The sequence below is a fragment of the Staphylococcus cornubiensis genome (assembly GCF_900183575.1).
Taxonomy (GTDB): Bacteria; Bacillota; Bacilli; order Staphylococcales; family Staphylococcaceae; genus Staphylococcus; species Staphylococcus cornubiensis.
Map to the genome: position 1 here is coordinate 50,060 of NZ_FXUZ01000006.1, position 26,588 is coordinate 76,647.

Consider the following 26,588-nt stretch of genomic DNA (forward strand, 5'->3'; position numbering starts at 1 on the left):
GAGGAGGTTCTTTTTATGGAACTTAATTTTCATACGAATGTCAACATACAACACGTGAACATGTTACCGCGAACTGCATATCAGCTGCCTTACACCAGTTTAGAGGAATATCAAACACACCCACTACGTCATCAGATGAACCGTGTGACATCACTGAATGGCGACTGGGATTTTCAATATTTTGCGTCACTCGATCAGTTTCACCAGCGTGCAGCATATGCGCAAAAAGACCGAATCACAGTGCCGAGTGTGTGGCAATTACAAGGTTATGATCAACTACAATATTGTAATGTGCAATTTCCGATTCCATTTGATTTACCTTATGTGCCGGATGCATCTTCGTGTGGTTATTACGAAAAGACCTTTACGATTAAAAAGTATCAAGAGGGACTGGATTATCATTTGACGTTTGAAGGTGTGAGTGGTGCGCACTACATTTGGATGAATGGCGAGTTTGTCGGTTATGCACAAATTTCTCATGCATTATCTCAGTTTGATATTACGCATCTCGTGACGGAAGGTGACAACCATATCGCTGTGCTTGTATTGAAATATTCTGATGCCACGTATTTTGAAGACCAAGATATGTTCCGTCATTCGGGCATTTATCGTGATGTATACATTGTCGGACGTCAGCGACAACGTTTGCACGATTATCAAATTCATACGACAGTGGGGAATGGTGACGGTTATATCGATGTCACTGTACAAGATGTGTCGGAGGGTGTGCCACTATATTATCAATTACGTAATCCAGATCAACGTTTAATCACTGAAGGGACGCTTAAGGACATAACAACGCGTATTCATGTGCCTGAACCCCAACTTTGGAGTGCTGAACATCCTGATTTGTATACACTCATCATTGAAGCAAACGGAGAATTTATCGTGCAACGTGTCGGTATTCGAGAAGTGAAAATCGAGCAGCAACAACTTTGGATTAATGGGCAATCTGTGAAGTTGCGTGGGGTCAATTATCACGATAGTCACCCACAAACAGGCTACACGGTGTCGGAAGCACAGTTGATTAAAGATTTAACATTAATGAAAAAGGCAAACTTCAATGCGATTCGTACGGCGCATTATCCGAAAAGTCCACGTTTTTACGAATTAACCGATCAATATGGCTTTTATGTGATGAGTGAAGCGGATTTAGAAACGCATGGTGTTGTGCTTCTGTATGGCGATGAAAATTTAGATGACTTCAACCTAATCATGGATAATCCGCGTTATGAACAAGTTGTTGTTGATCGCATCGATGCATCAATCGTACCGTTTAAAAATTTTAGTTCGATTATTACATGGTCTATGGGGAATGAGTCCGGATATGGTTGTAATATGGAACGAGGTCTCGCGCATGCGAAGGCGTTGGATGCATCACGCCCGCTCCATTATGAAGGGGCACATTACGCAGCATTCCATCATGATTGTTCGAATCTAGATATGATTTCACGGATGTATCCGTCACCCGAAGAGATTGAAACGCGTTATTTAACGAAACCGAATTTGGATAAGCCTTTCGTTTTATGTGAATACGCACATGCGATGGGCAACTCACCGGGTGGATTGAAAACGTATCATGACTTGATTGAACGTTATGACAGCTTTATTGGTGGTTTCGTGTGGGAATGGTGTGACCATGCTGTACAAGTAGGCATGAAAGACGGACGTCCAATGTATCGTTACGGCGGCGACTTTGGTGAAAAGGTGCATGATGGTCATTTTTGTGTTGACGGTATCGTGAGTCCTGACCGTAAACCTCATGCAGGATATTACGAATTTCAACAAGTGCAACGTCCACTCGTTTGTGTAGCACATGAAGGGACACGTTTAACGTTTAAAAATAAATTGGACTTTACGAATATTAAAGACTATATTACGCTCGAAATAACAGTGACCGCGGTGACGGGTGACACGGAGACGTTCACGGTTGATGCACCTGATATTGCACCACACGCACATGGTCATATCGATATCGCGACATGTCTTAACCATGACTTTGCAGACTTGAGCATATGTACGATTGCATATGTTTTAAAAGCAGATCATCCATTACTGACACCAGGTGAACGTTTAGGTCATGATCAAATCGTCTTTCAACGTATGACAAGTGCGCATTTTGTACCGGAAACAACGGAAGTTCCATTGTATTTGAATGAGACGGAAACGACTGTTCAAGTGAAACGCGGAAAATGGTGCTATACATTTGATAAGCATACAGGAGGTTTACAACAAGTCGTTCATCAACATACAACATTGCTTAAAGAGGGCGGTCAGCTCAACATTTGGCGTGCACCGACAGACAATGATATCCAAATTCAAGAAGGATGGCGTACAGCGAAATATGATACAGCTTATCTGAAAGTGTACAATACGAATGTGCAACAGCAAAACGGTTATGTGATTATCGCATTTGATATGAGTATGGTGGAAGACTCACGTCCGCGTTTAGTTGAAGGGACAGTGACATGGACGGTATACGAAGACGGTACGATCCATGTGGCACATCAATTGAAAAAAGACGTGCGCATGCCGAGCTTACCAAGGTTAGGTATAACATTCAGTTTGCCGGACCGCTTCCAAGCATTGACGTATTACGGACAAGGACCATTTGAAAGCTATTCAGATAAGCAAGAAGCCAGTTATTTAGGTGTTTTTCATACGACGGTTCGCGATCAATATGAACATCCAGTCTTTCCTCAAGAGGTCGGTGCCCATATCGATACGACCTATGTAGGGTTACGTGGTGACAACTATACATGTGCCGTATGGTCGGATACGCCATTCAGTATGAACGCAAAACCTTATTCTGATGAGATGTTGACCGAAGCGAATCACGACGATGAACTAGAAGAAACAGGCGTGAGCTATTTGCATATTGATACGGCACAAAGCGGTATCGGTACGAATAGTTGTGGTCCGGAATTACCGGAGTCATATCGTTTATTACAAGAACAGTATCATTTTGACTTTAAACTCAAGTTTTATAAGTAAATTTCAACAGCAAAATAAAAAAGTTAGGGGATGGGACACAAGAAATTTTGATGCTATTGATTTATTATTTTGTTTAACTTGCCTTCCCTATGATTTGTGGTATTTGATTGCCCTTATGGCTTCGCGTTCTTAGGGGCTGGTCCTTCGACTGACTAACGCTTGATTAAACTGTTACACTTGTTGAGGCGTTAGTGGATTCTCCGGACCAGCTGATCCCTCAAGAGTCTCAGCCTTTTGGGCAATCTTACATCAAATGCAGTCACTTAGGGCAAGTTTATGAAATGGAACCCCATAACGTTCAATTATTATGTACCATTCATTCTCATTTTTGGTTGTTTTATCATCATTAATCGATATATGTACATAAAAGGATAGAGACTGGGAAAACTTTAATGCCAGTCTCTTCCTAATTTATGAATTACGAATCTGTACCGACTTTTTTCGCTAAATCCGTAATATATTGGAAAAAGGCGTCACGTTCGACATGATTAATCACTTGAATTTCACGTCCATGTGCCTCATCAATATATGTACGTCCTTGACTTGGTCCTTTCGTATACACAGAGGCCTTCACTTTTTCCTTTTTAACAAGTTCAGGTTTACCGATATAAGCTGTCGTCAGCACATCCCATAAAAAGTAAGTCGAGTTCGTTTGGAAATGTGTCAGTGGTGGAACAGCAGCATAACTTACACCTAAAAAGTCCACACCCGGATAGTGGCGTTCATCTGCCCACATTTGACGCACATCTAATGTTAATGGCACTTGGTTCGTACTTTCCAACGCGACCATATCAATCGCAATATCGCTGTTGAAGACCGTTTCTACTGCTTCAGGATCCCAGAACGCATTCCACTCTGCTGTACCATCATGTTCTGGTTCCTCTACATTACCACGCTCTAAAAATGTACCTCCCATCCATACCAAACGTTCAATGTTTTGTGTAATATGTGGTGCTACTTCTAACGCTTTCGCTAAGTCTGTTAAAGGTCCTGTGAATAGTAGAGTAACCGGTTGCTCAGCCTTTTCCACACGTTCAATAATATCTTCGTAAGCATGGACGTCTCTCAAACGAGATTGTACCGGTACACGTTCATTTAAAATTGGTAATGCATCCATGAAAAAGGCATGCATGCGCCAATCTTTTGGAAACGGATTTTTACCGCGCTCTTCTGAAGCTGCCACATCTAGTGGATATTTTGAAAAACGGTTAATAATTTTACGTGATGCACTTTCTGCAGGTTCTACATAACTGTCAGCACCTATTGCACTTACACCAATGAGTTGCACATCATCCATATGTAAAAGTAAAAATAACGAAATTAAATCATCGACACCACCATCGTGGTTAAAATAAACAGATTTCATATCATTCTCCTTAAATTTAAATTGAGACACCCAATGCGCTCTGGTTAAAATGTACAATGTCGCGTACAGATGCGCAAGACTCTATCGCATAAGTTCAATTGAATGTCGAAAATATAGAAAAAAGATGATTGAATAGAGGGCATCATGTATTCAATGCATCTATCTCAACCATCTTCATACTATATTAATGTTTAAAATTGATTTTTACGTGCTGTCACTTCTGTTATCCAGCTTGCGACATCTTCAAAAATGACGTTATTGTAATGAGATTCATTGAAAAGTTCATGTTCTAAACCATCATAAAGACGTAATGATTTATGTTCTGATGCAATTTCAGAATAAAATTGTAAAGCATCTTGAGGGTTGACGAGACCATCTGCTGTGCCATGCATAATGAGGATATCATCTACAAAGTCATTAGGTTTAGATTTTAACTCAATGATGCCATCAATAATCGCATAGGTTAATCCCATTGAAATTTCTTTTAAAACAAGGGCGTCACGTTGATAATTTTCAACGACACGTGGATCTGAACATAAGCCATCGCTCATTTCATTTGGAAAATACGTGTCGGCTGGAATTTTACGTTCGCCATATGCTTCTGCAAATAATTGGTTATTGTCACGTGTCACTGCACCAGAAGTAATGATACCGTCCACACGACCAGGGAAGCGGGTACCAAACATAGAGACCGTGAAACCACCCATACTATGACCAATTAAGAATACTTTACCTTCAAAATGCGCTTTCACATAGTCCACAACGGCAGTTAAATCTTCAATAATTTGGTCTTTGTTGTCATAATAAGCTCTTGGTCCTTCAGAACGCCCATGACCGCGTTGATCATAGCGAATGACATTATAATCATAGTTGACCAAATAATCAGTCAATTCATCGTAACGATCGAGATGTTCAGCTAAACCATGCACAATAATGACATTAATTGTTTCATCACCAAAAGAGAATAATTCATCGGCGGTATTGATTTTCGTGTAAAGCTGCGTGCCGTCTTGCGAAGAAATATACTTGATATAATTCATTGAAAAACCTCCTTATTTTATAATTACAGTGTATACTAAAAAAATAAAAACGTGAAAGAATATGAAGATAAAATTAAGAGTGATATAGTGATGATTGAATGTGTGCTAAGCTGCTTTCATGTTGCATCAACGGGGTATATGATTAAAATATGTGTAAAGGAGGTTATCGCTATGCAACTCATATTCGATCCAAGCGTGAATATGATTTATCGTATCTTTTTAGGTGTCTTTTTCTTAATCAATATTGTACTTGCGTTTGTGATTATTTTTATGGAAAGAGACCGCCGAGATGCGACGTCTACATGGGCTTGGTTGCTGTTACTCTTTATTATGCCAACATTAGGCTTCTTGCTGTACCTTTTCTTTGGCCGCGCTGTCAAAATGAAACAAACCCGCTATGATGAAAGTAAAGAGGTAGAAGATGCGCGGACACGTGTTAAAAATCAAAAAGAACACTTTAAAACCAAGCAATTCAGTACAAACAATCCTGTAGTAGAAAAGCAATCAGATTTGGTTGAAATGATGTTAACACGCGAAGCAAGCTTTTTAAGTGAAAACAATCATGTCTCCATTTTTACAGATGGCCATGAATTATTTAACCAAATGAAACAAGATTTAAGAAAAGCTCAAAAATACATTCATATGGAGTTTTATATTTTAAATATGGATGGATTAGGAACTGAAATACTTAATATTTTGAAAGATAAAGCTAGAGAAGGCCTCGAAGTGAAGTTGCTTTATGATGCAGTTGGTTCTAAACAACTGAGAAAGTCTAAATTAAAAGGATTAGTTGAAGCGGGTGTCGAAGTGGAAGCCTTTTTCCATGCGAAAATCATCCCATTTATTAATTTCCGAGTAAACAACCGGAATCACCGTAAAAATGTGGTGATTGATGGTGATATTGGTTACGTTGGTGGTTTTAATGTTGGCGATGAATATCTCGGTTTAGATAAGAAAATGGGCTACTGGCGAGATACCCATCTACGTATTCAAGGTGATGGGGTAGATGCATTACAATTGAGCTTTATTCACGATTGGAATTCACAAGTAGAAGAAGATCAACAATTGAAATATATCTCACGTTATTTCCCAGAAAATGCGCGTAAAGATGGTAACGTCGCATTGCAACTCGGTTTGAGCGGACCGGACAGAGAGTGGCCACAACTTGAATTTGCCTATTTGAAAATGATTATGAATGCGAAGTCTACCATTTACATGCATTCGCCTTATTTCGTGCCAGATCTCGGTTATGTGAACGCCTTACGTATTGCCGCTAAAGCAGGTGTGGATATTCATCTGATTGTGCCGAATAAACCGGACCAACCTTTTGTCCATTGGGCGACGTTAACGACAGTGGCACTCCTCATGAAAGATGGTGTTAACGTTTATACGTATGAGAATGGCTTTATTCATTCTAAAATGATGGTCATCGATGGGGAAGTCGCATCAGTCGGTTCTGCTAATATGGATGAACGGAGCTTTAAATTAAACTTTGAAGTCAATGCGATTGTGTATAACGAAGAGATTGCGCAAAAATTAATCGAAGCGTTTAAAGAAGACCTTAAAGTATCGAAAAAACTGACACCAGAACGTTATGCAGAGCGCTCGAATTGGGTGAAATTCAAACAATCCATCGCGAAGTTGTTGTCACCTATTTTGTAATTTTTTCTTTATTTGCATCTGATACTACAGTTGCCCTCATGGCGTTGGGTTTCTTTGAGGGGCATTGTAAGAAAGATTTCTACAACACTTAAAATGTTCAAAATGATACAAGTTTAAAAAATTGAATAAATTTCATGATAGGAATTGTTATTTTACAATTTTAGTGATACGATATTGTTGTAAAACTTAAAATTGGAACTTGCTAGGGGTGCCATTAATGCGCTGAAAGAGGTTAACGCCTCAACCCTTTGAACCTGATCTAGATCATACTAGCGTAGGGAAGCAAACGAAACCTTCATGACAAACCTGTGTTCATTTGAAGGCTGAATTGATGTTGTGATGCAAGATACATCATTTCGGTTTACTTTTGACACATTTTAACATATTCGTTCGTTTTCGTACGCACTTTAGAATTATTCTGAGTGCGTTTTTATTTTGCCTATCATTTTCAGTGCTGTTAATGCCTCTTAGTGAAGTTAGAGGGGGTTAATTGAATGAAACAAGAACAAATTGAATTGAAGAAAAACTTTCCAGCAAGTCAACGAATTTACAAACAGGGTGAAGATGCGGATATCCAAGTCCCATTTCGTCAAATCGCATTATCTGAAACAGTAACCGAACAAGGAACAACGCAAAATGAACCTTTCGTCGTGTATGATACGGCTGGACCTTATCATGATGACACGTATGAAGTAGACGTAACGAAAGGGATTCCAGCATTACGCACTGATTGGATTGAAGACCGTCAAGACGTTGAACATTATGAAGGGCGCCGCGTGCAATCTATCGACAACGGTTACCACTCAGAAACGCACAAAAATATTGTTGAACATCCATTCAAATATCAACCAAGACGCGCAAAAGCGGGTAAACGTGTCACACAAATGTATTATGCCAAACAAGGTATGATTACAAAAGAAATGAAATTCGTTGCAGCACGTGAAAATGTCAGTCCAGAATATGTCAGAGATGAAATTGCGAGAGGTCGTGCGATTATCCCGAATAACATCAATCACCCTGAATCTGAACCGATGATTATTGGTAAAAATTTCCAAGTGAAGATTAATGCCAATATCGGTAACTCTGCAGTTTCTTCGTCTATTGAAGATGAAATTGAAAAATTAGTGTGGGCGATTCACTGGGGTGCCGATACGATGATGGACTTATCGACAGGTAAAAACATTCATGCAACACGAGAATATTTAATTCGTAACTCGCCTGTTCCAGTGGGTACGGTGCCAATTTATCAAGCGTTAGAAAAAGTAAACGGTATTGCGGAAGACTTAACCTGGGAAATATACCGTGACACTTTAATTGAACAGGCTGAACAAGGCGTCGACTACTTTACGATTCATGCTGGGGTGTTGCTCCGTTACGTTCCATTAACCGTTGACCGTTTAACAGGTATCGTTTCACGTGGAGGCTCAATTATGGCACAGTGGTGTTTAGCGCATCATGAAGAAAGCTTTTTATACACGCATTTTGATGAAATTTGTCAAATACTGAATCGTTATGATATTGCGGTGTCACTCGGTGATGGTTTACGTCCAGGTTCAATTTATGATGCCAATGACGAAAGCCAAATTGCCGAATTAAAAACGTTAGGCGAACTGACTGACATTGCTTGGGAACACGATGTTCAAGTGATGATTGAGGGACCTGGACATGTTCCAATGCATAAAATTAAAGAGAATCAAGAGTTGGCTGACTTTTACTGTAAAGAAGCCCCATTCTATACCCTTGGACCGCTCACAACCGATATTGCACCGGCATACGATCACATTACATCTGCCATTGGTGCGGCTCAAATCGCAAGTCATGGTACGGCTATGTTGTGTTACGTGACGCCAAAAGAACATCTAGGACTACCGAATAAAGAAGACGTGCGCGATGGTGTAGTGACGTATAAAATTGCGGCTCATGCGGCGGATATCGCAAAAGGATTACCAGGTGCAACAGACCGAGATGATGCAATTAGTAAAGCACGTTTTGAATTCAGATGGATAGATCAATTTAATTTATCACTCGATCCAGAGCGTGCACGTGCATATCATGATGAAACATTGCCTGCAGAATCAGCTAAAGTTGCCCATTTCTGTAGTATGTGTGGACCAAAATTCTGTTCTATGCGCATCTCACATCATATTCGTGATGCCCATAAAGAAAAATTAGAAGGTATGCAAGAAATGGCTGAGGAATTTAAAGCACAAGGAAGCAAAATCTATCATTAAGAAAATTAAGAGTAAGAGCTAGGATGTATTTTTGGATCCTAGCTCTTTTTACGCCTTTTAAGATGACGTTATCACCTGGTGCTGTAGGATACGGAGAGGTAAGATGTGCACTTCAAATGATGCATCCATAGCGTTAAATGTTTTGGGTTATATAAAAATATAATTATTCTCTAAACGTTTTTGCGTGTTATAAAATAGCTAAAAAGTTTGAAATAACAGGAAAAAGGTGTATTATTTTATTATCTCAAAATAGAAAAAAGGTGAAATGGAGATGGACAGCACAAAAAATATTAAACAGGCATATCCTTATCTCGGCATTGTCATTTTATTACATATTGTAGGTATCGTTTTTATGTGGATTGGGAGTTCACAATATCCATTAATGATGAGTATGGGTGTCATTGCCTACACATTAGGGCTACGTCACGCTTTTGACGCGGACCACATTGCTGCGATTGATAATACCGTTCGTAAACTACTCCAGCAGAAACAAAATCCAATGGGCGTTGGCTTTTACTTTTCATTAGGTCATTCATCTGTTGTTTTCTTAATGGCCGTTGCATTAGGTGTCGCCGTTACATGGGCCCAACGTCATTTGCCGACTTTTCAATCGACAGGCGGACTCATCGGTACCATTGTTTCGGGTGTATTTTTATTACTCATCGGTATTTTAAACCTAATCATTTTAGTGCAACTGATTCAGCTCTTCCGTCAATTACGTCATCGTCACATTACTGACGCACAAATGGATGAACTTGTGGAATCACGTGGGTTAATGATGCGTTTCGTTCGGCCACTTTTTCAATTCATTCAAAAAAGTTGGCATATTTTTCCACTAGGCTTCTTATTTGGACTTGGGTTTGATACAGCAAGTGAAGTATCATTACTGGCATTATCAGCAGGGGCAGCCCAACATACAGTTCCATTTTTAGGCATTATCGCATTACCGATTTTATTCGCCTCAGGAATGAGTTTGTTAGATACATTGGATGGTGTGCTGATGACAAATGCATATCATTGGGCATTCGATAAACCCGCACGTAAAATTTTCTATAATATTACGATGACAGCCATTTCAGTAGTGGCCGCAATTCTTATCGGTGGTGTCGAAATCATTCAACTCCTTGGCGAAAAGTGGCATTGGGAAAATGGTGTCCTTGGTTGGATCACACAGATAGATTTCGGATGGCTCGGTTATGCCTTAGTTATCGTGTTAATTCTTTCATGGATTATTGCGATTATTGTGTGGAAAGTTGGCCGCTTTGAAGAAAGGTGGAGCTAATTGTAACGAATTGATAAACATTCATAAAACATAAACAAAGACAGACGCTTGTTTGAAAAACCAAACAAACGCCTGTCTTTTACTTTAATGAAAAACATAAGAGATGAGTACTAAATATTGCAAGAACAGCCCGAGACATTTAATATCCCACATACCAAAATAGGGCTTTTACAAAATTAGAAAATAAAAGGATACGAATAATCCAATGTCATTTTTAAATTTCAAGAAGTGATATTATATAGCAAGTCGTCTTATTCTGCATCAGTGAAAATCAAACCAAAAAAGGAGTACAGATTTTGCGATATATATTAAAAAACATAGGAGACAAGCACTGAATATTGCAAGAACCGTGCAAGACTCCTGAGGCATGAAATTGAAAACAAAATAACGTCTTTTAACTTTAATAGTGGCTACTGTTTAACGCAGTAGCTGTCTGACTTCTCAATGCTCAAGCTTTTGAGAAGTCTAGTAAGCCTTGCGGGGGCAGTATGACGAAATCTTTGTTATACATAAGATTTCTGTACTGCTCCCGAAAATCCGCCAACGCTACTATGATGTCTCCGTCAAATCAAGCGTTGGTTAGTTGAAGTGAGGCGCCTAGGAACGCGCAGCACGGTTCAGCAATCATTAGATAACACCTACTTTTGAGTGTATTGATATTTAAATAAAATGATTATTTCGTACCCTAAAATGTTATTTCCCTAAAGTCTTCTCAATGGTTGTATTTCGCCCTGATCTTGCACCAATTACCATAATCGCAAGACCTGTTACGAGTAACACAAGTAACGAAACAACCCAATGTCCTGTCCAGTCATGCAAAATACCGAAGAACAATGGCCCGATACATGCGAATAAATAACCCACTGCTTGAGACATTCCTGCTAATTTCGCTGCAGTCAAGCCACTCTCCGTACGTAAACTAAATAATGTGTTCACCAGACCGAATGCGATACCGAGCGCAATACCAATAATGATTAATGAAATGAGCGCCATACGCGGTGCAAACATTAATATTAAAATACCAATAGTAAAGAGTACGCCTGTAACAGCGATTGGCAACACTTGATTTTTAAGTCGTGCTGCATAAATCGGTGTGACGAAAGTAAGTGGAATAATCGCGATTTGTAATAGCGATAAATAAAGACCTGCACGTGAGACTGGAATATCATACGACAATAAAAATTCAGGAAGCCAATTGATGAGTGAATAGAAAATTAACGATTGACCGCCCATCAGCAATGTAATTTCCCATGCAAGGGGAGACTTCCATACATTGACCGCGTGTGAAAGGTCAACTTGTTTTTGTGCAGCGTGATGACGCAATTGGAAAGTCCATACGAGTACTGCAATGAAAGAGACAATGCCAATGCTGCCTAAAGCAATATTATAATTGAAACCTTTCAGTAAAGGTGCTGCACCATAAGATGAGAGCGCACCAAAGATATTCATCACGACGGTATAATACGCCGTCATAATGCCGATACGATATGGAAATTTTGATTTAATCATACCAGGTGCAAGCACGTTACCAAATGCAATCCCGACACCAATGAGTATCGTACCCATGTATAATAAACTAACCTCTGTAATACTTCTTAAAATGACACCGAAAAGAATAAGTAATAAAGCGAAAAAGAGTGAACGCTCCATTCCGAAACGATGACTGACTTTAGCAACGAGTGATGAAATCATTGCAAAAGCTAATAAAGGAATAATTGAAACAAAGCTTACGGCCGTGTTTGATAAGTTTAATGTATCTTTAATCGCGGGTAATACCACGCCTACTGAAGTGATAGGTGCTCTTAAATTAGCGGCAATCAGCATAATACCGATAAAGAGCAGCCAATTGATACGATTGGATTGTTGTTCCAAGGTGTAAACTCCTTTCGATATTTGTTATAATTGACAAAACGTTCTATATAAAGAACACACTATATCGTACATGATGTTCACTATATTGTAAATAGAAGGGGCTCAAAAATGGATAATATTAATACAGTCGTTGCGGAAAACTTACAATATTACCGCCAAGCGCATCGTTTAAGTTTGGATAAAATCTCACAATTGACTGGGATTAGTAAAACAATGATTAGTCAAATTGAAAAAGGGGTGGCAAATCCAAGTATCAATACATTATGGAAAATAGCAAATGGCTTACGTATTCCATTGACTTCATTAATTAGTGAAGAAAACGAGGATATTCAAAAAATTGACCGTTCAGACATTCAACCGATTTATAATGACGATCGCTCGGTAGTCGTTTATCCTTATTTTCCTTATGAAGCCGCACATGCATTTGAAATGTTTTGTATGCGTATGGATAGCGACAGTATACTCGAATCTGATGCACATCAAGAGGGCGCGAAAGAATATATTATTGTAAATGAAGGGACATTGACATTAACTGTTGGAGAAACGCACTATGAAATTGAAAGTGGACAAGCCATTAGTTTTAATGCGAATACACCGCATACGTATCGTAATCAAACAGATGAACAGCTGAGAATTACGGCAACGATTCAATATTAATGGGTAGGGGAGTCTTCGGTAAGTGTGCCGGTAGACTAACTCTTATGATGGCGTTAGGAAAAATAAACGTGCATAACAATGGGAACGAATGAGCGAAAGGAGCAGGGAATGAGAAAAGAAACAAAAGATTGGATAACAGCGATTGTTTTAGGACTCGTTATCGCTGGACTTGTTAAATGGCTTATTTTCACACCTTACACTGTTAACGGTGCATCGATGCATCCCACATTCGAAACAGGCGATCGTGTCATTGTGAATAAGCTCTCTAAAAAGTTAAACATGCTCAATCATGGGGATGTGATTGTGTTTCATGAAGATGCTGAAAGAGATTTTATTAAGCGAATTATAGGTCTTCCTGGTGACCGTGTTGAATATAAAAGAGATCAATTGTATATTAATGGTCAAAAAATAAAAGAGCCTTATTTAAAATCGAACAAAAAGACAAAAACAGCTGAATTTTTGACTGAAAACTTTGATGTATCGGATATTGAAGGTTCAGAAGGGCGAACAATGATACCACAAGGACATTACCTTGTTCTTGGTGACAATCGGTTGAATAGTATTGATAGTCGTTCATATACAGTAGGACTCGTATCACGCGAGCGCATTGTAGGGGAGGCATTTGTGAGATTTTGGCCACTCGAACGTGCAAAAATTAAATTTAACCCGGGAACATTTGAAAAAGTAGAATCATAGGTGTTTCATGTGAAACGATAGAGTTTGCTCAAAATTTAATCTTTATGAAAATATAAAAATCACGGTGTACTTTGGTTTTGAAGTGTGACCGTGATTTTTGTTTCTTAAGTAGATTGCTAAACGATTCTGCGCTTTCTTATTGGGTTAGTATTCAATTTGTGGAATATTTTCAATTGCAATGATTTGATCGTTTTGTGTGTAAACTTTGATTGTGTATGGGTTATCTTGGCGGCTATCGTAATACCAAATGTCACCGTCTGTCATATCAGGTGCTTGATGGATACCGATAAATTGTGAAGTCGTAACTTGTTGTGGCGTGACATAGATATGTTCGACGTGATGTTGTGCATTGTAACTGACAGCAAGATCTCCGTATGAATCGGCATCGTGACCATCTATTTGAACCGTCTTTTGTGGTGGACCGTGTGTCGCTTCAACGTCTTTACGTATTTCGCCAATATGAAAGTTTTGATAACCATCAATACGGTCGCTATGCATAAAGTCTTGGCTAAAGTCGTATGATAGGACATCAATATGCACCATCTGGGTATTTTGTCGCGTCTCTGTTGAAGTGATTTTATCGTCTGTTTGATTGAAATTGAAATTGATGTGGGATAGGCGATAAAGTCCATACAGCATTGCACCGAGTACGAAGATGATAAGTAAAATGATGAGTGTGATCAGCCATTTAGGATTTGATGAAGAGGTGGGTTCGTACCTAGGATAACGCTGTTGACGTGAATGATGAGTGTGTTTTTGTTGACGAGACTTGAGGTCGCTTTTCAAAACATAACCTCCTTTATTTCTTATACTAGTGTCATTATAGTGAGTTGAAGCATACGAAACAACTATAAACGCAAAATATAACAAGAAAATTTAATACAAAATGAACATTCTCATCTGTTTCCAATGAAATTCAAATGATTTTTGGTATGATAATGATTAAATAAAAATTTAAAAATAGGTGGTATAGACTAATGAGTAAAAGAGGACAAATTGCAGTATTAACAGGTGTGGTGTACATCGTGTTAATGGGGATAGGCATGGCTACTGTATCCGCACTTGGTCTCAATTACAGTGATCCAGAAATGGTACGTGTCATCGTCTTTTTTGAAATCATTTTTGCGGTGCTCACTTTTAGCGTATACAAAAAGTTAAAATTAACCGCATTGTCAGTGCGTTTTCAATTTTCCAAGTGGTTGATCCCGTTTATCATTATTTTTATCGTCATGTTAAGTTTATTCTTGTTCACAGGCAACTGGACGCAACATATTCCCATGATTGCGTTGATTATGTTAACGACGATACTGGTTGGATTTTCAGAAGAATTGATGTTTAGAGGTATTGTCTTGCACGTCTTATTGGAACGTCACGGGGTCGTATTCAGTATCGTGATGAGTGCTGTATTTTTTGCGTTATTACATGCAGTGAATGTGTTTGCAGGGGTTCCAATCATGGCTGTACCGATACAACTGTTAGCGACATTTTTGTTTGGATTGGTTTTCAGTTGCCTCGCGATACGTATTCGCAATATCATTCCGCTCATGGTGTATCATTTCGTTTGGGATTTTGTCTTGATTGCCCAACCGATAACAGGTGCTCAAGTTGATACAGTGTCATTGATCGGGATAGGTGTCGAACTTGTTGTCGTTATTCCGTTCATGGTATATACAGTGAAGCGTTATAAAGCAAGCAACGCATAATGTTTAAAACAAGGGTAGGGCGAGATATTTCGCTTTGCTCTTTTTTTACACATTTTTAATAATAACCTCAATCAATATTTAAATTTATTTTTTACAATGACAATGTATTTAATATTTTGTAGAGGGGTTATGACAGTTATGAAATTTAAAAGGCAGTTTGCACAATTATTCATCGCTAGTGCAGTTATCTCATCAGTTTTAGGGAATGGGCCCGTTGCATCCGCTTCAGGTTCAGGCGAAGGTCCAGGACAACAAGCGGCGATGTATGGGGACACGAGCCATCCAAAGAATGTGATTTTTCTTGTTGGAGACGGTATGGGACCGGCATACAACACAGCGTACCGTTATTTTGCGGATAATCCAAAGACAAAAGAAGTGGAAAAAACAGCTTTTGATGATTATTTAGTGGGGACACAACAAACATATTCAGACGATGATAAAGAAAATATTACCGATTCTGCAGCTGCGGGAACGGCATTCAGTTCTGGACATAAAACGTATAATGGTGCAATCGGTGTCGATAAAGCGCAACATGACTTGGAATCTGTCTTAGAACGTGCGAAAAAGTTAGGGAAATCCACAGGTTTAGTTACAACAGCTGAAATTACTGATGCGACGCCTGCCGTTTATACTGCCAATATTGATGATCGTGATAAAAAAGATGAGATTGCACATCAATTTTATGATCAACGTATAAACGACCAACATAAAGTCGATGTCATTTTAGGTGGCGGTGCGAAATATTTTGGTAAGGAAAATGGCAATATTACCGACCAATTTAAAAAAGATGGCTATGGCGTAGTTACAAATCGTCAACAGTTAGAAAATGCATCTCAAGACCAATTGCTCGGCTTATTTGCAGAGAAAAATATGCCACTTGCGATTGACGCAGATGACACACAGCCTGAACTGCTAGACATGGAAAATGCTGCACTTGAACGCCTTTCTAAAAATGATAAAGGTTTCTTTTTAATGGTGGAAGGTGCCTCAATTGATAAACAAGGGCATGCGAACGATATTACAGGTGTGATGTCAGAAATGGAAGGGTTCGAAAAAGCATTTGCGAACGCGATTGATTATGCCAAGACACATCCGGATACACTCGTTGTTGCGACTGCTGACCATTCTACAGGTGGCTTGAGCATGGGACAAGGCAGCGCTTACGAATGGAATCCTGAGCCAATCCAACAAATGAAGCACTCAGGAAAATGGATGACAGAACAAATTGCAGAGGGTAAAGGTGTAGAAGAAACAATTCAAGCAGGTTATGGTTTTAAGTTGAGTTCAAAAGACATGAAAGCCATTCAACAAGAAGCGGACAAATTGAAAAAATTAGATGAAGAGAGTGACGATTACGAAGCACAGCAACAAAAATTGGAAGACGTTATACAAGCACCGATTAACAAAAAATCAAATACAGGTTGGACAACTAACGGCCATACCGGTGAAGACGTGAATACTTATGCATTTGGACCTGGTGCTGACCAGTTCAGAGGCAATATCGATAACACAGACAATGCGAAAAACATCTTCAACTTTTTGGGGATGTAGCGAAATAAAAGTGGATAAGAAAGAATAAAGGTGCAAGGGACTGGGATCATTAAAGTTTTCCCGGTCCTTATCTCTTTATGGATATATATCGATTAATGATGATAAAACAGCCAAAAATGAGAATGAATGGGACGTTATCATTGGATATTATGTATGGGGTGTCTCCATTTCATAAACTTTTCCTAAGTGACTGCATTTGATGTGAGATTGCCCACAAGGCTGAGACTCCCGAGGGGTATAGTAAAAAACAAAATGTCGTCTTTTAACTTTGGTAGTGGTTGCTGTTTATCGCAGTAGCTGCCTGATTTCTCAATGCGTGTGCTTTTGAGAAGTCGAGTCAGCCTTGCGGGGGCAGTACGACGAAATCTTAGTTACACATGAGATTTCTGTACTGCTCCCGAAAATTCACCAATGCTTCAACTCATGTAGCAGTTCAATCAAGCGTTGGCTAGTTGAGACAAGTCCCCTGGGAACGCGAAGCCATCAGGGCAATCAAATACCACAAATTATAGAAGGATTAGTTAAACTCAATACTGCATCCATAGCATCAAAAATGATTATGTCCCCTCCTCTTTCAAATTTCACAGTAAATAATGCACATTTAAACATTTTGTGAGATCATTTATAATACAAATGATGAAATTTGAGAAAGGGGTATTGATGATGAAGAAAACGATTCATGTCGTAGGTGCCGTTATCTTTGATCAACATAAAGTGTTATGTGCACAAAGAAGTGAAAGTATGAGCTTACCTTTATTATGGGAATTTCCAGGCGGTAAAATTGAACAAGGAGAAACAGACGTTGAAGCATTAAAGCGAGAAATTCGTGAAGAAATGAAATGTGATTTGGAAGTAGGTGACAAAATCACAACGACTGAATATGCGTATGATTTTGCTGTCATTGTGTTGACGACTTATCGTTGTACTTTGAAAGATACCCTACCTACACTCACAGAACACCGAGCGATTGAATGGTTAGATCAAAAAAGCTTACACCAACTGGAATGGGCACCAGCTGATGTTCCAGCAGTAGATATCATTGTCAACGAGGCTTCATAAAGATGGACCATTTACTTGATGATTTTAAAAATTCGTTACATAAAGGTTTTATTGATCGTTCTATTGAAAAACAAGGCCATTTTTTGCCTAAACTACTCATTAATAATGCGCAAGAAAATGTATTAGCGACGATTATTGATGAACTGTACCGTTGTGAATCATTTAGTATTTCGGTCGCATTTGTGACTGAAAGTGGTTTGGCAAGTTTGAAAACGCATCTTTATGAATTAAAGTTAAAAGGGGTTCGCGGTCGTATTTTAACCTCTAACTATTTATCGTTTAACTCACCTAAAATGTATGAAGAATTAATGAAATTAGAAAATGTAGACGTCCGCGTGACAAATGTCAGTGGTTTTCATGCGAAAGGCTACATCTTTGATCATGATTATTATACGTCAATGATTATCGGAAGCTCTAATTTGACCTCTCATGCATTAAAAGTCAATTATGAACATAATATTTTATTTTCATCCCATCGTAATGGTGATATCGTACATAAAGTTAAAAACCAATTTGAAAAGTTATGGGAAGAGAGTGAGCCATTAACAAAAGCATGGATTGAAAGTTATCGAACAGTTTATAAGCCTAAAGCAAGGCAAGCGATATTTGAAGTAGAACAAGCACAAATTGAAGCACAGCGACATATTCAGTCTGCCCAAGCTATTGTTCCGAATATGATGCAACAAGAAGCATTGAGAGAACTTGAAATGATTCGACAACAAGGTGAACATAGAGGATTGATTATTTCAGCAACTGGGACAGGAAAAACGATTATGTCTGCACTAGACGTGAGGCAGGTTCAACCTGAAAAATTCCTGTTCATTGTACATAATGAAGGGATTTTACGAAGAGCAATGGAAGATTATCAACGTGTGTTGGCGGACGAACCAGCTGATGCATTTGGTTTATTAACTGGTAATGACAAACAAACGGATGCGAAATATTTGTTTTCAACGATTCAAACGATTTCAAAGCCTGAAATTTATGAACAGTTTTCGTGTGAACATTTCAATTATATTGTGTTTGATGAAGCGCATCGTGTAGCAGCTGCTTCGTATCGTCGCGTATTTGATTATTTTACACCTGAGTTTATTTTAGGGATGACAGCGACACCTGAACGTAATGATACGTTAAATATATTCGAACTATTTCATTACAATATTGCATATGAAATTCGTTTACAGGCAGCGTTAGAAAATGACATTTTGTGCCCGTTCCATTATTTTGGTGTGACAGATTATAAACTAGATGGCATGATTAGTGACGATACGACTTCCCTACAAAAACTTGCTTCAGACGCACGTGTCAAGCATGTGATTGAACGTACAGAGTATTACGGTTACTCTGGCGATGAACTTAAAGGGCTGATTTTCGTCAGTCGTAAAAATGAAGCACATGCATTAGCCCAAAAGTTATCAGATTACGGTTATCCGTCTGTAGCACTTACGGGTGAAGATACACAGCAACGTCGTGCAGAAGTGATTGCACAGTTACGTTCAGGTGAATTGCAGTATATTATTACAGTCGATTTATTTAATGAAGGTATTGATATTCCAGAAGTGAATCAAGTTGTCATGTTGAGAGCGACGACTTCAAGTATTATTTTTGTACAACAGTTAGGTCGAGGTCTCCGTAAAAGCAGTAATAAAGATTTTGTGACAGTTATTGATTTTATCGGTAACTATAAAAATAATTATTTAATCCCAATTGCACTATCAGGGGATCCAAGTTATCACAAAGATAATTATCGTCGCTTTTTAACAGAGCCATCTGTACTAAATGGTGTCTCAACAATTAATTTTGAAGAAGTTGCGAAAAAACAAATTTTTGAGTCACTTACAAAAGCGACATTAAATAGTGTCAAAATTTTGGATGACGCTTATGAAAATGTTGAACGTCGAATTGGTCGACAACCTTTACTTATGGATTTTGTCGATCAAAATGCGATAGATCCGCTCATTATTTTAGATAAATATAAAAATTACCATGAGTTTCTTGAAAAGCGAGGACATACAACTGAGTCTATAGAAATGCTGGCATTCAAAAATTTAACTTTTCTATCAAGAGAAATCGCGCCAGGACTTAAGAATACGGAACATTTTATTTTACAACGATTGATAGAAGGCGATGCACGAAAATCAGAATTATTGGAGTATATGCAGCAGATTGATTCAGCAGTGACCGTCGCTGATATTGAGACAACCTTAAGAATTTTAGATTTCAGCTACTTTAAAAATGACATCGATAAATCATATGGGCCGCCATTGATTCATATAGAGGGCGATGTTGTTGAACTGGCAGAACATTTTCAAAGTCAGCTCAATATCGAACGGTTTCAACGTTATGTGGAGGACATCATTCGCCTGGGTCAATACAATAATGAGATGAAATTTCAAGGTCAAAATGAATTGATATTATATCAAAAATATTTCCGTAAAGACTTTGTAAAAATAATGAATTGGGATAAAGATGTGTCGAGTACGATGTATGGTTATCAAGTGAGACATCAAATGGTACCTATTTTTGTGACATACCATAAACAAGACGATATTACGACTTCTACACAGTATGGTGATACATTTATCAGTCAGAGTGAATTTAAATGGTATACCCGTTCGAATCGTTCGCTTAAATCGTCAGAAGTTGATGATATTGTGCATCACCAAGAACGCAACATTCCGCTATATCTATTTGTAAAAAAAGAAGATGCTGAAGGTAAAAACTTTTACTATTTAGGACGCGTTCATGTGATTGAAGGCACAGTTGAAGAAACGACTATGAAATCAGGAGAGCCGGTTGTAACGATGCATTTTAACTTGGAAACGCCCGTTCGAGATGATATTTATCGTTACATCGTTGAACATTAACACATCAAAAATACTATTTCACAAAAGCGATTGCGATATGCGTCGCTTTTAATTTTATCTCAAGTCATATATAATACTAATATCAATTTAGGTAATCCTAATTTTAAGTTTGGATATAATATTTAATGATAGAGATAGAAGAGGAAAAGGTTGAGTACAATGAGGAAAAGTCTAGAAGAAATCAATGGAACGGTGTCATACCATCGTGATGCACCGGCATGGAAAAAAGTGTTTTTATTTCTAGGACCTGGTGCACTTGTGGCAGTAGGTTATATGGATCCGGGGAACTGGATTACATCGATGGCAGGGGGCGCGCAATATGGCTATATCCTGTTGTCGGTCATTTTAATTTCAAGTTTAGCTGCGATGTTACTACAAAGTATGTGTGCGCGTCTAGGTATCGCGAGTGGTATGGATTTAGCCCAAGTGACGAGAGCGATGACATCTAAAAAAATGGCTGTTGTCTTGTGGCTATTAACGGAACTTGCGATTATGGCGACCGATATTGCAGAGGTCATTGGTAGCGCGATTGCATTGAATTTACTCTTTCACATTCCATTGTGGCTAGGTGTGACGATTACAGTATTAGACGTCTTTTTACTGTTAGTCATTATTAAACTAGGATTTCGAAAAATTGAAGCACTCGTGACCGTATTAGTATTGACCGTGTTTATCATCTTTGTCTTTGAAGTGTATTTGTCAGATCCCGTATGGGGCGATGTATTCAGTGGATTTTTACCGCAATCTTCAGTCGTGACACAACCTGGTGCTTTATACATTGCATTAGGGATTATCGGTGCAACGATTATGCCACACAACTTATACTTACATTCATCTATCGTTCAGTCACGAAATTATGGACGACAATCAGATGAAGAAAAACGCGAAGCCATTCGATATGCGACGATTGACTCTAATGTCCAGTTGTCACTTGCCTTTGTCGTGAATTGTTTATTATTAATCTTAGGGGCGGCGCTGTTCTTTGGAAGCGGTGAAGCACTCGGTGGTTTCTATGATTTATATGACGCCTTGTCACATTCACAAGTTTCTACCGTAATTGGTGGCGCTGTGATGAGTACGTTGTTTGCGGTTGCATTGTTAGCGTCAGGGCAAAACTCCACAATTACCGGTACGCTATCAGGACAAATTATAATGGAAGGTTTCGTACATTTAAAAATGGCACAATGGGTTCGACGCATTGTCACACGTGTCATTGCCGTGATGCCAGTCTTTTTCTGTTTATGGTTGTATGGCGCTAGTACGGAAAAAATAGAAAATCTCCTTATCTTTACGCAAGTGTTTTTAAGTTTAGCGTTACCTTTAAGTGTGATTCCGTTAGTTATTGCGACAAATAATCCTAAAATTATGGGAGAAAACTTCACCAATCCACGTTGGGTAAATATTACCGCGTGGGCATTGGCGATTATTTTAACGGTACTTAACATATATCTCATTTACGATACATTTAGTGAATTTGGTTAATATTTTGAAGCAGGGGCTTGGACATTCAGTTGTTCGAGTCCTTCATTTTGCTTTTAAAATAATAGTCAAAAAAATGCTATCAAAAATTGTCGTGTTCGATGTAGATAATAACTTAATTATTTTCCTTTTACACTCCAGGAAGCCCGCTGTATGTGCACAATTTTAAATAAATATATATTCATTGATTGTGCATAAATAATCACAACTTAAATCGTTAAATAAATTTTTAACGTTCTTTATGTACTTTATAAAGGCGTTTTTACAATATTTCAGTTATTGGAAAGTTATATATATTCAAAACGTACAAATAATTTGAATGTATGAAATTTGCATTAAAATTTAATTTTCGATAACCTATTGCTTGTGTAAAAGCGTTTTACATCATGAATTAACACAAAAGGAGTTAAAAAGAATAAGGGGTGCTTAAAATTGCATAAAAATAATAAACTGATGGATTGGGTCGTGTTCATCGGTACGGCAATTGTGTTACTGATGGCCGTGATACCGATGATGGTGTTTCCTGAACAAAGTCGCGCAGTTGTTGTCGCGATGAATGAATTCGTCACATCAAAAATGGGCGCCATCTATCTTGTATTGGGACTTGCGATTTTTTGTTTTGTGTTATACATAGCATTTGGTAAATATGGTTCGGTCACTTTAGGACGTGCGAATGATAAGCCGGAATTTAGTGACTTTGCGTGGGCATCGATGCTATTTTGTGCAGGTATCGGTTCAGATATTTTGTACTGGGGCGTTATCGAATGGGCGTATTATTTCCAAGCGCCACCCCATAGTGCGAAGCCATTTTCAGAGGAAGCTTTAAACTATGCGACAATGTACGGAATGTTTCACTGGGGACCTATCGCGTGGGCGATTTACGTATTGCCTGCATTACCAATCGCATATTTAGTTTTCGTGAAAAAGCAACCTGTTTTCAAAATTAGCCAAGCATGTCGTCCGATTTTAAAAGGACAGACGGATAAAGCTTTAGGAAAAATTGTTGATATTTTATTCATTTTCGGACTCATCGGTGGTACAGCTACTTCACTTGCATTAGGTGTACCAATGATTTCGGCAGGTCTAGAAAAGTTATTCGGTCTAGATGGGTCAAGTATGGTCGTCAAAAGTATCGTCTTGATCTGCATTACAATCGTATTTGCGTACAGTTCGTACCAAGGTTTGAAAAAAGGGATTCAAGTGTTAAGTGACTTGAACGTGTGGCTATCATTCATTTTACTAGGCTTTATATTTGTTGTTGGGCCTACTATTTTTATTATGGAAACGACGGTCACAGGTTTTGGTAACATGTTGAAAAACTTTTTCCAAATGGCCACATGGCTCGAACCATTCGGCGGTATCGGTGGACGTGAAGAAACGAAATTCCCACAACAATGGACGATATTCTATTGGTCGTGGTGGATTGTTTACGCACCATTTATCGGATTATTCATTGCGCGTATTTCAAAAGGACGTACGTTGAAAGAAGTCATTTTAGGAACGATTGTCTATGGGACATTTGGATGTGTGCTGTTCTTCGGTATTTTCGGTAACTTTGCCGTGTACTTACAAATTTCAGGGCAATTCGATGTCATTCAATTTTTAAATTCACACGGAACAGAAGCAACCATTATCGAAGTGATCAGTCAACTGCCATTCTCCAAAATCATTATCGGACTGTTTATCTTGTCAGCGTTCTTATTCTTAGTGACAACCTTTGACTCAGCTTCATACATTGTTGCTGCGGCGACACAAACACGTGTTAAAGGCGAACCTATCAAGTTAAACCGTTTATTCTGGGCATTTGCGCTTTGTTTACTGCCATTTTCACTGATGTTAGTCGGTGGCGAAAAAGCGTTGGAAATCTTACAAACCGCTTCAATTGTTGCAGGTGTGCCATTGATTGTAATCTTTATTATCATCATGATCTCCTTTATGATGATTTTAGGTGGGGATCGCATTGCCTTACAAAGCCGTGCAGATCGCTTTAAACGTATCGAACGCCGCTCGTTAAGAATTTTGCGTGTCGGCGAAGATGAAGAAGATGACAATTTATAACGACACAAAATAAAGGTGTAGGACAGAAATCTCACGAACGAGGTTTCAGCGTCCTACACTATTTTTTATGAGTTACAATAAATATTTCGGACTTATACATAAAACGGGATTGGACTAACAAAATGTATAACGACAGAGGATTGAACTATTTTAATGAGAAGGCGGTAATGAGTAAGAAGAACATATGTGAGCTTTTTATAATGGACCTTGAATGAAGTTGCATACATCAAATAAAGTGAAATATGAGTACTTTTAATGAGAGGGGAATCGGAGTATAATCAATTGCATAAAACATAGAAGCCTATTAGCCATATGTCAATCATTCTCACCTATGAAATTTATAATGATATGAGGTGATAGCATATGACAATCATAATCAATTTAGATATTTATCTACCAATATCTTTGACGATGATAGGCACTTTATGCATGACCATTGTTTTGTATAAAAAGTCAAAAAAATAAGCTCCCGTTACGACCATAACGAGAGCACCTAATCATAGGCTATAATGATTAACATACGTTGAGTTACCAGCTCACTAATATGTTACTATGTTTTTGCACCTAGGACAAGTTTTCCCAACTGACTAGGTGTTTTTTTAATATCTAAATTGTATCATCGCTTACTAAAAAATACAACACTTTCGATAACAGTAACAGAAGCGCTCACTGTTGCGGTTAAAACGACATGTAACTTAAAATTGCAGGACAGCCAGAGACTCCTCCAGCTAACCTCACAAACAACAAAGTGGGAAAGACGGCTAATGACATATTGACTAACCCCAGAATCGAAGTGTAAGGAATGACGGCAAAGCAATATGTTTAAAGTGGACAACAATGTTTCAATAAACCCAAGATTGCAAGAACCATGCAAGACGCCTGACGTCACTTTATACAAACTATTAGAGTGAGAATGATTGTGCATATTTCTATAACCCCAGAGTCGAAGCGTACGTAAAGAAAGACAGTAAAAGCAATGTATTCGAGTGAAATGTCCCCTGAAATTGCAAGACAGCCCGTTACTCGTTTATCTCACTTTTCCCTAGATTGTAGAGTGGAGATAATAGATTTTCTTATTTGACCAGATTACGGAATCGAAGCATGAATGATAATGATAGAGTCAATCATTACGGAGTGAATAACAATGCACAGACATACCCAAGATTGCAAGAACCATGCAAGACTCCTGAGGCATTTGCTGAAACTGAAAATCCAATTCGGCTTCCACATCAAGTATACTTCAATCAAGCCGAATTTAGTTGAAGTTTCAGCGCCTCGGAAAGCGCAGCATGGTTCAGCAATCCAAGAGTGCTTTTGAATTAAAAATGTATCTTCAAGTGGTCAAAACAAAAAAAGCTTTATGCATGTCATTCAAATCACATCGCATAAAGCCCTTATCATCATTCCTTCGACTCTGGAATAGGAAAATACTCAAAAATCTTCCCACTCTTCAACGCATCACTTATCGACTCAAGCCAATAATAATAAACACGTGAATCTGCCATGTGCGCCTTAATCTCAATAGCTTCTTCCTTCAACGCATCCGCCACATCATCTGCCGCAATAATCTCATCAATCATGGCTTCAGATTCTTTCAATGCAGCCATATTAATCGAGATTTCACGATTCCATTTTTGCGTGAAAAAATTACAGAAAAACTCAAAGAAATCTTTCTCCGCTTCAAAATGCTGTTTACGACTGCCACGTGTCAGACGTTGCTTCACAATATCGAATTCTTGTAACTTCTTCACACCTGCACTCATACTCGGTTTGCTCATTTGTAATTCTTGGCGCATTTCATCTAGTGTCATACTCTCTTTAAAAAGCATAATGCCGTACAAATTCCCGACGCTACGATTGATCCCATAGAGGTCCATCGTTTCAGCAATGGAATTAATGACAATATCTTTCGCTTCTTCTAATTTTGCTTCATATGTTTTTGCGCGTGCCATCTTGACGACACCTCCTATCATCATAAAACATTTTAACACTTAACGTGCTAAAAGCGAGTCATTAATTAAAAAAACATCTAACGTTCTTTATCAATTTAACGCTTTTTGAAGTAATGTGC

At 38.4% G+C, this 26,588-nt stretch carries 17 protein-coding genes and 1 riboswitch; of the genes, 12 read left to right on the forward strand and 5 right to left on the reverse strand.

The genetic code is table 11. The features are described 5' to 3' along the window. The first annotated feature begins 15 nt into the window (after positions 1 to 15). Complete coding sequence (locus CCE82_RS08135; RefSeq protein WP_086428905.1) at positions 16 to 2,994, forward strand: glycoside hydrolase family 2 TIM barrel-domain containing protein; 2,979 nt, start codon at positions 16 to 18, stop codon at positions 2,992 to 2,994. Positions 2,995 to 3,412: 418 nt separating this feature from the next. Here the strand turns inward: CCE82_RS08135 and CCE82_RS08140 are convergent, their stop codons facing one another. After that, positions 3,413 to 4,360, reverse strand: coding sequence for a nucleoside hydrolase (locus CCE82_RS08140; RefSeq protein WP_086428906.1), 948 nt, complete (start codon positions 4,358 to 4,360; stop codon positions 3,413 to 3,415). 191 nt (positions 4,361 to 4,551) lie between these two features. Then, positions 4,552 to 5,400, reverse strand: coding sequence for an alpha/beta hydrolase (locus CCE82_RS08145; protein ID WP_086428907.1), 849 nt, complete (start codon positions 5,398 to 5,400; stop codon positions 4,552 to 4,554). Between the two features lie 171 nt (positions 5,401 to 5,571). On the opposite strand from CCE82_RS08145, the gene cls reads away from it, so the two are divergent. The 3 genes from cls (at position 5,572) to CCE82_RS08160 (ending at position 10,575) form a co-directional block, all read left to right on the forward strand. Further along, entirely contained in the window at positions 5,572 to 7,062 is a 1,491-nt protein-coding gene (cls, locus tag CCE82_RS08150) for a cardiolipin synthase (protein ID WP_086428908.1), read from the forward strand. Positions 7,063 to 7,256: 194 nt separating this feature from the next. Continuing rightward, a riboswitch (TPP riboswitch) is annotated at positions 7,257 to 7,360 on the forward strand. A gap of 196 nt (positions 7,361 to 7,556) precedes the next feature. Continuing rightward, the gene (gene thiC / locus CCE82_RS08155) at positions 7,557 to 9,293 is read left to right on the forward strand and encodes a phosphomethylpyrimidine synthase ThiC (RefSeq protein WP_086428909.1); all 1,737 of its coding nucleotides are present in this window, start codon (positions 7,557 to 7,559) and stop codon (positions 9,291 to 9,293) included. A 271-nt stretch (positions 9,294 to 9,564) separates the two neighbouring features. Continuing rightward, a complete protein-coding gene (locus tag CCE82_RS08160; protein ID WP_086428910.1) occupies positions 9,565 to 10,575 on the forward strand; it encodes a HoxN/HupN/NixA family nickel/cobalt transporter in 1,011 nt (336 codons plus the stop codon). 693 nt (positions 10,576 to 11,268) lie between these two features. On the opposite strand, the gene CCE82_RS08165 is transcribed toward CCE82_RS08160, so the two are convergent. After that, on the reverse strand, positions 11,269 to 12,447 hold the full coding sequence (locus tag CCE82_RS08165; RefSeq protein WP_086428911.1) for a CynX/NimT family MFS transporter: 1,179 nt from the start codon (positions 12,445 to 12,447) through the stop codon (positions 11,269 to 11,271). 108 nt (positions 12,448 to 12,555) lie between these two features. Between CCE82_RS08165 and CCE82_RS08170 the strand changes: the two genes are divergently transcribed. Together CCE82_RS08170 and lepB are read left to right on the forward strand one after the other, a co-directional pair. Further along, a complete protein-coding gene (locus CCE82_RS08170) occupies positions 12,556 to 13,104 on the forward strand; it encodes a helix-turn-helix domain-containing protein (protein ID WP_086428912.1) in 549 nt (182 codons plus the stop codon). A gap of 108 nt (positions 13,105 to 13,212) precedes the next feature. Next, positions 13,213 to 13,800 (forward strand): signal peptidase I, encoded by a 588-nt coding sequence (lepB, locus tag CCE82_RS08175; protein ID WP_086428913.1) that lies wholly within the window; start codon positions 13,213 to 13,215, stop codon positions 13,798 to 13,800. Positions 13,801 to 13,944: 144 nt separating this feature from the next. Here the strand turns inward: lepB and CCE82_RS08180 are convergent, their stop codons facing one another. After that, positions 13,945 to 14,586 carry a hypothetical protein gene (locus tag CCE82_RS08180; protein ID WP_086428914.1) on the reverse strand — a complete coding sequence of 214 codons (642 nt, stop codon included), beginning with the start codon at positions 14,584 to 14,586 and terminating at the stop codon, positions 13,945 to 13,947. A 191-nt stretch (positions 14,587 to 14,777) separates the two neighbouring features. Between CCE82_RS08180 and CCE82_RS08185 the strand changes: the two genes are divergently transcribed. The 6 genes from CCE82_RS08185 to CCE82_RS08210 all read left to right on the forward strand — a co-directional run bounded on the left by CCE82_RS08185 (position 14,778) and on the right by CCE82_RS08210 (position 24,517). Next, complete coding sequence (locus CCE82_RS08185; protein WP_086428915.1) at positions 14,778 to 15,503, forward strand: CPBP family intramembrane glutamic endopeptidase; 726 nt, start codon at positions 14,778 to 14,780, stop codon at positions 15,501 to 15,503. 138 nt (positions 15,504 to 15,641) lie between these two features. Next, complete coding sequence (locus CCE82_RS08190) at positions 15,642 to 17,054, forward strand: alkaline phosphatase (RefSeq protein ID WP_086428916.1); 1,413 nt, start codon at positions 15,642 to 15,644, stop codon at positions 17,052 to 17,054. 663 nt (positions 17,055 to 17,717) lie between these two features. After that, on the forward strand, positions 17,718 to 18,113 hold the full coding sequence (locus tag CCE82_RS08195) for a (deoxy)nucleoside triphosphate pyrophosphohydrolase (protein WP_086428917.1): 396 nt from the start codon (positions 17,718 to 17,720) through the stop codon (positions 18,111 to 18,113). 2 nt (positions 18,114 to 18,115) lie between these two features. Then, complete coding sequence (locus tag CCE82_RS08200; RefSeq protein ID WP_086428918.1) at positions 18,116 to 20,980, forward strand: DEAD/DEAH box helicase; 2,865 nt, start codon at positions 18,116 to 18,118, stop codon at positions 20,978 to 20,980. 159 nt (positions 20,981 to 21,139) lie between these two features. Then, entirely contained in the window at positions 21,140 to 22,462 is a 1,323-nt protein-coding gene (locus CCE82_RS08205) for an Nramp family divalent metal transporter (protein WP_086428936.1), read from the forward strand. 450 nt (positions 22,463 to 22,912) lie between these two features. After that, positions 22,913 to 24,517 carry a BCCT family transporter gene (locus CCE82_RS08210; RefSeq protein ID WP_240507194.1) on the forward strand — a complete coding sequence of 535 codons (1,605 nt, stop codon included), beginning with the start codon at positions 22,913 to 22,915 and terminating at the stop codon, positions 24,515 to 24,517. Between the two features lie 1,400 nt (positions 24,518 to 25,917). Here CCE82_RS08210 and cudC read toward each other — a convergent pair. Continuing rightward, positions 25,918 to 26,469: a choline uptake/conversion transcriptional regulator CudC gene (cudC, locus tag CCE82_RS08215; RefSeq protein ID WP_086428920.1), complete on the reverse strand. Its 552-nt coding sequence runs from the start codon at positions 26,467 to 26,469 to the stop codon at positions 25,918 to 25,920. Positions 26,470 to 26,588: the final 119 nt, after the last annotated feature.

Coding starts and splice junctions, on each gene's coding strand:
- CCE82_RS08135 (WP_086428905.1), top strand. CDS start 16: ATGGAACTTAATTTTCATACGAATGTCAACATACAACACGTGAACATG.
- CCE82_RS08140 (WP_086428906.1), bottom strand. CDS start 4,360: ATGAAATCTGTTTATTTTAACCACGATGGTGGTGTCGATGATTTAATT.
- CCE82_RS08145 (WP_086428907.1), bottom strand. CDS start 5,400: ATGAATTATATCAAGTATATTTCTTCGCAAGACGGCACGCAGCTTTAC.
- cls (WP_086428908.1), top strand. CDS start 5,572: ATGCAACTCATATTCGATCCAAGCGTGAATATGATTTATCGTATCTTT.
- thiC (WP_086428909.1), top strand. CDS start 7,557: ATGAAACAAGAACAAATTGAATTGAAGAAAAACTTTCCAGCAAGTCAA.
- CCE82_RS08160 (WP_086428910.1), top strand. CDS start 9,565: ATGGACAGCACAAAAAATATTAAACAGGCATATCCTTATCTCGGCATT.
- CCE82_RS08170 (WP_086428912.1), top strand. CDS start 12,556: ATGGATAATATTAATACAGTCGTTGCGGAAAACTTACAATATTACCGC.
- lepB (WP_086428913.1), top strand. CDS start 13,213: ATGAGAAAAGAAACAAAAGATTGGATAACAGCGATTGTTTTAGGACTC.
- CCE82_RS08185 (WP_086428915.1), top strand. CDS start 14,778: ATGAGTAAAAGAGGACAAATTGCAGTATTAACAGGTGTGGTGTACATC.
- CCE82_RS08190 (WP_086428916.1), top strand. CDS start 15,642: ATGAAATTTAAAAGGCAGTTTGCACAATTATTCATCGCTAGTGCAGTT.
- CCE82_RS08195 (WP_086428917.1), top strand. CDS start 17,718: ATGAAGAAAACGATTCATGTCGTAGGTGCCGTTATCTTTGATCAACAT.
- CCE82_RS08200 (WP_086428918.1), top strand. CDS start 18,116: ATGGACCATTTACTTGATGATTTTAAAAATTCGTTACATAAAGGTTTT.
- CCE82_RS08205 (WP_086428936.1), top strand. CDS start 21,140: ATGAGGAAAAGTCTAGAAGAAATCAATGGAACGGTGTCATACCATCGT.
- CCE82_RS08210 (WP_240507194.1), top strand. CDS start 22,913: ATGGATTGGGTCGTGTTCATCGGTACGGCAATTGTGTTACTGATGGCC.
- cudC (WP_086428920.1), bottom strand. CDS start 26,469: ATGGCACGCGCAAAAACATATGAAGCAAAATTAGAAGAAGCGAAAGAT.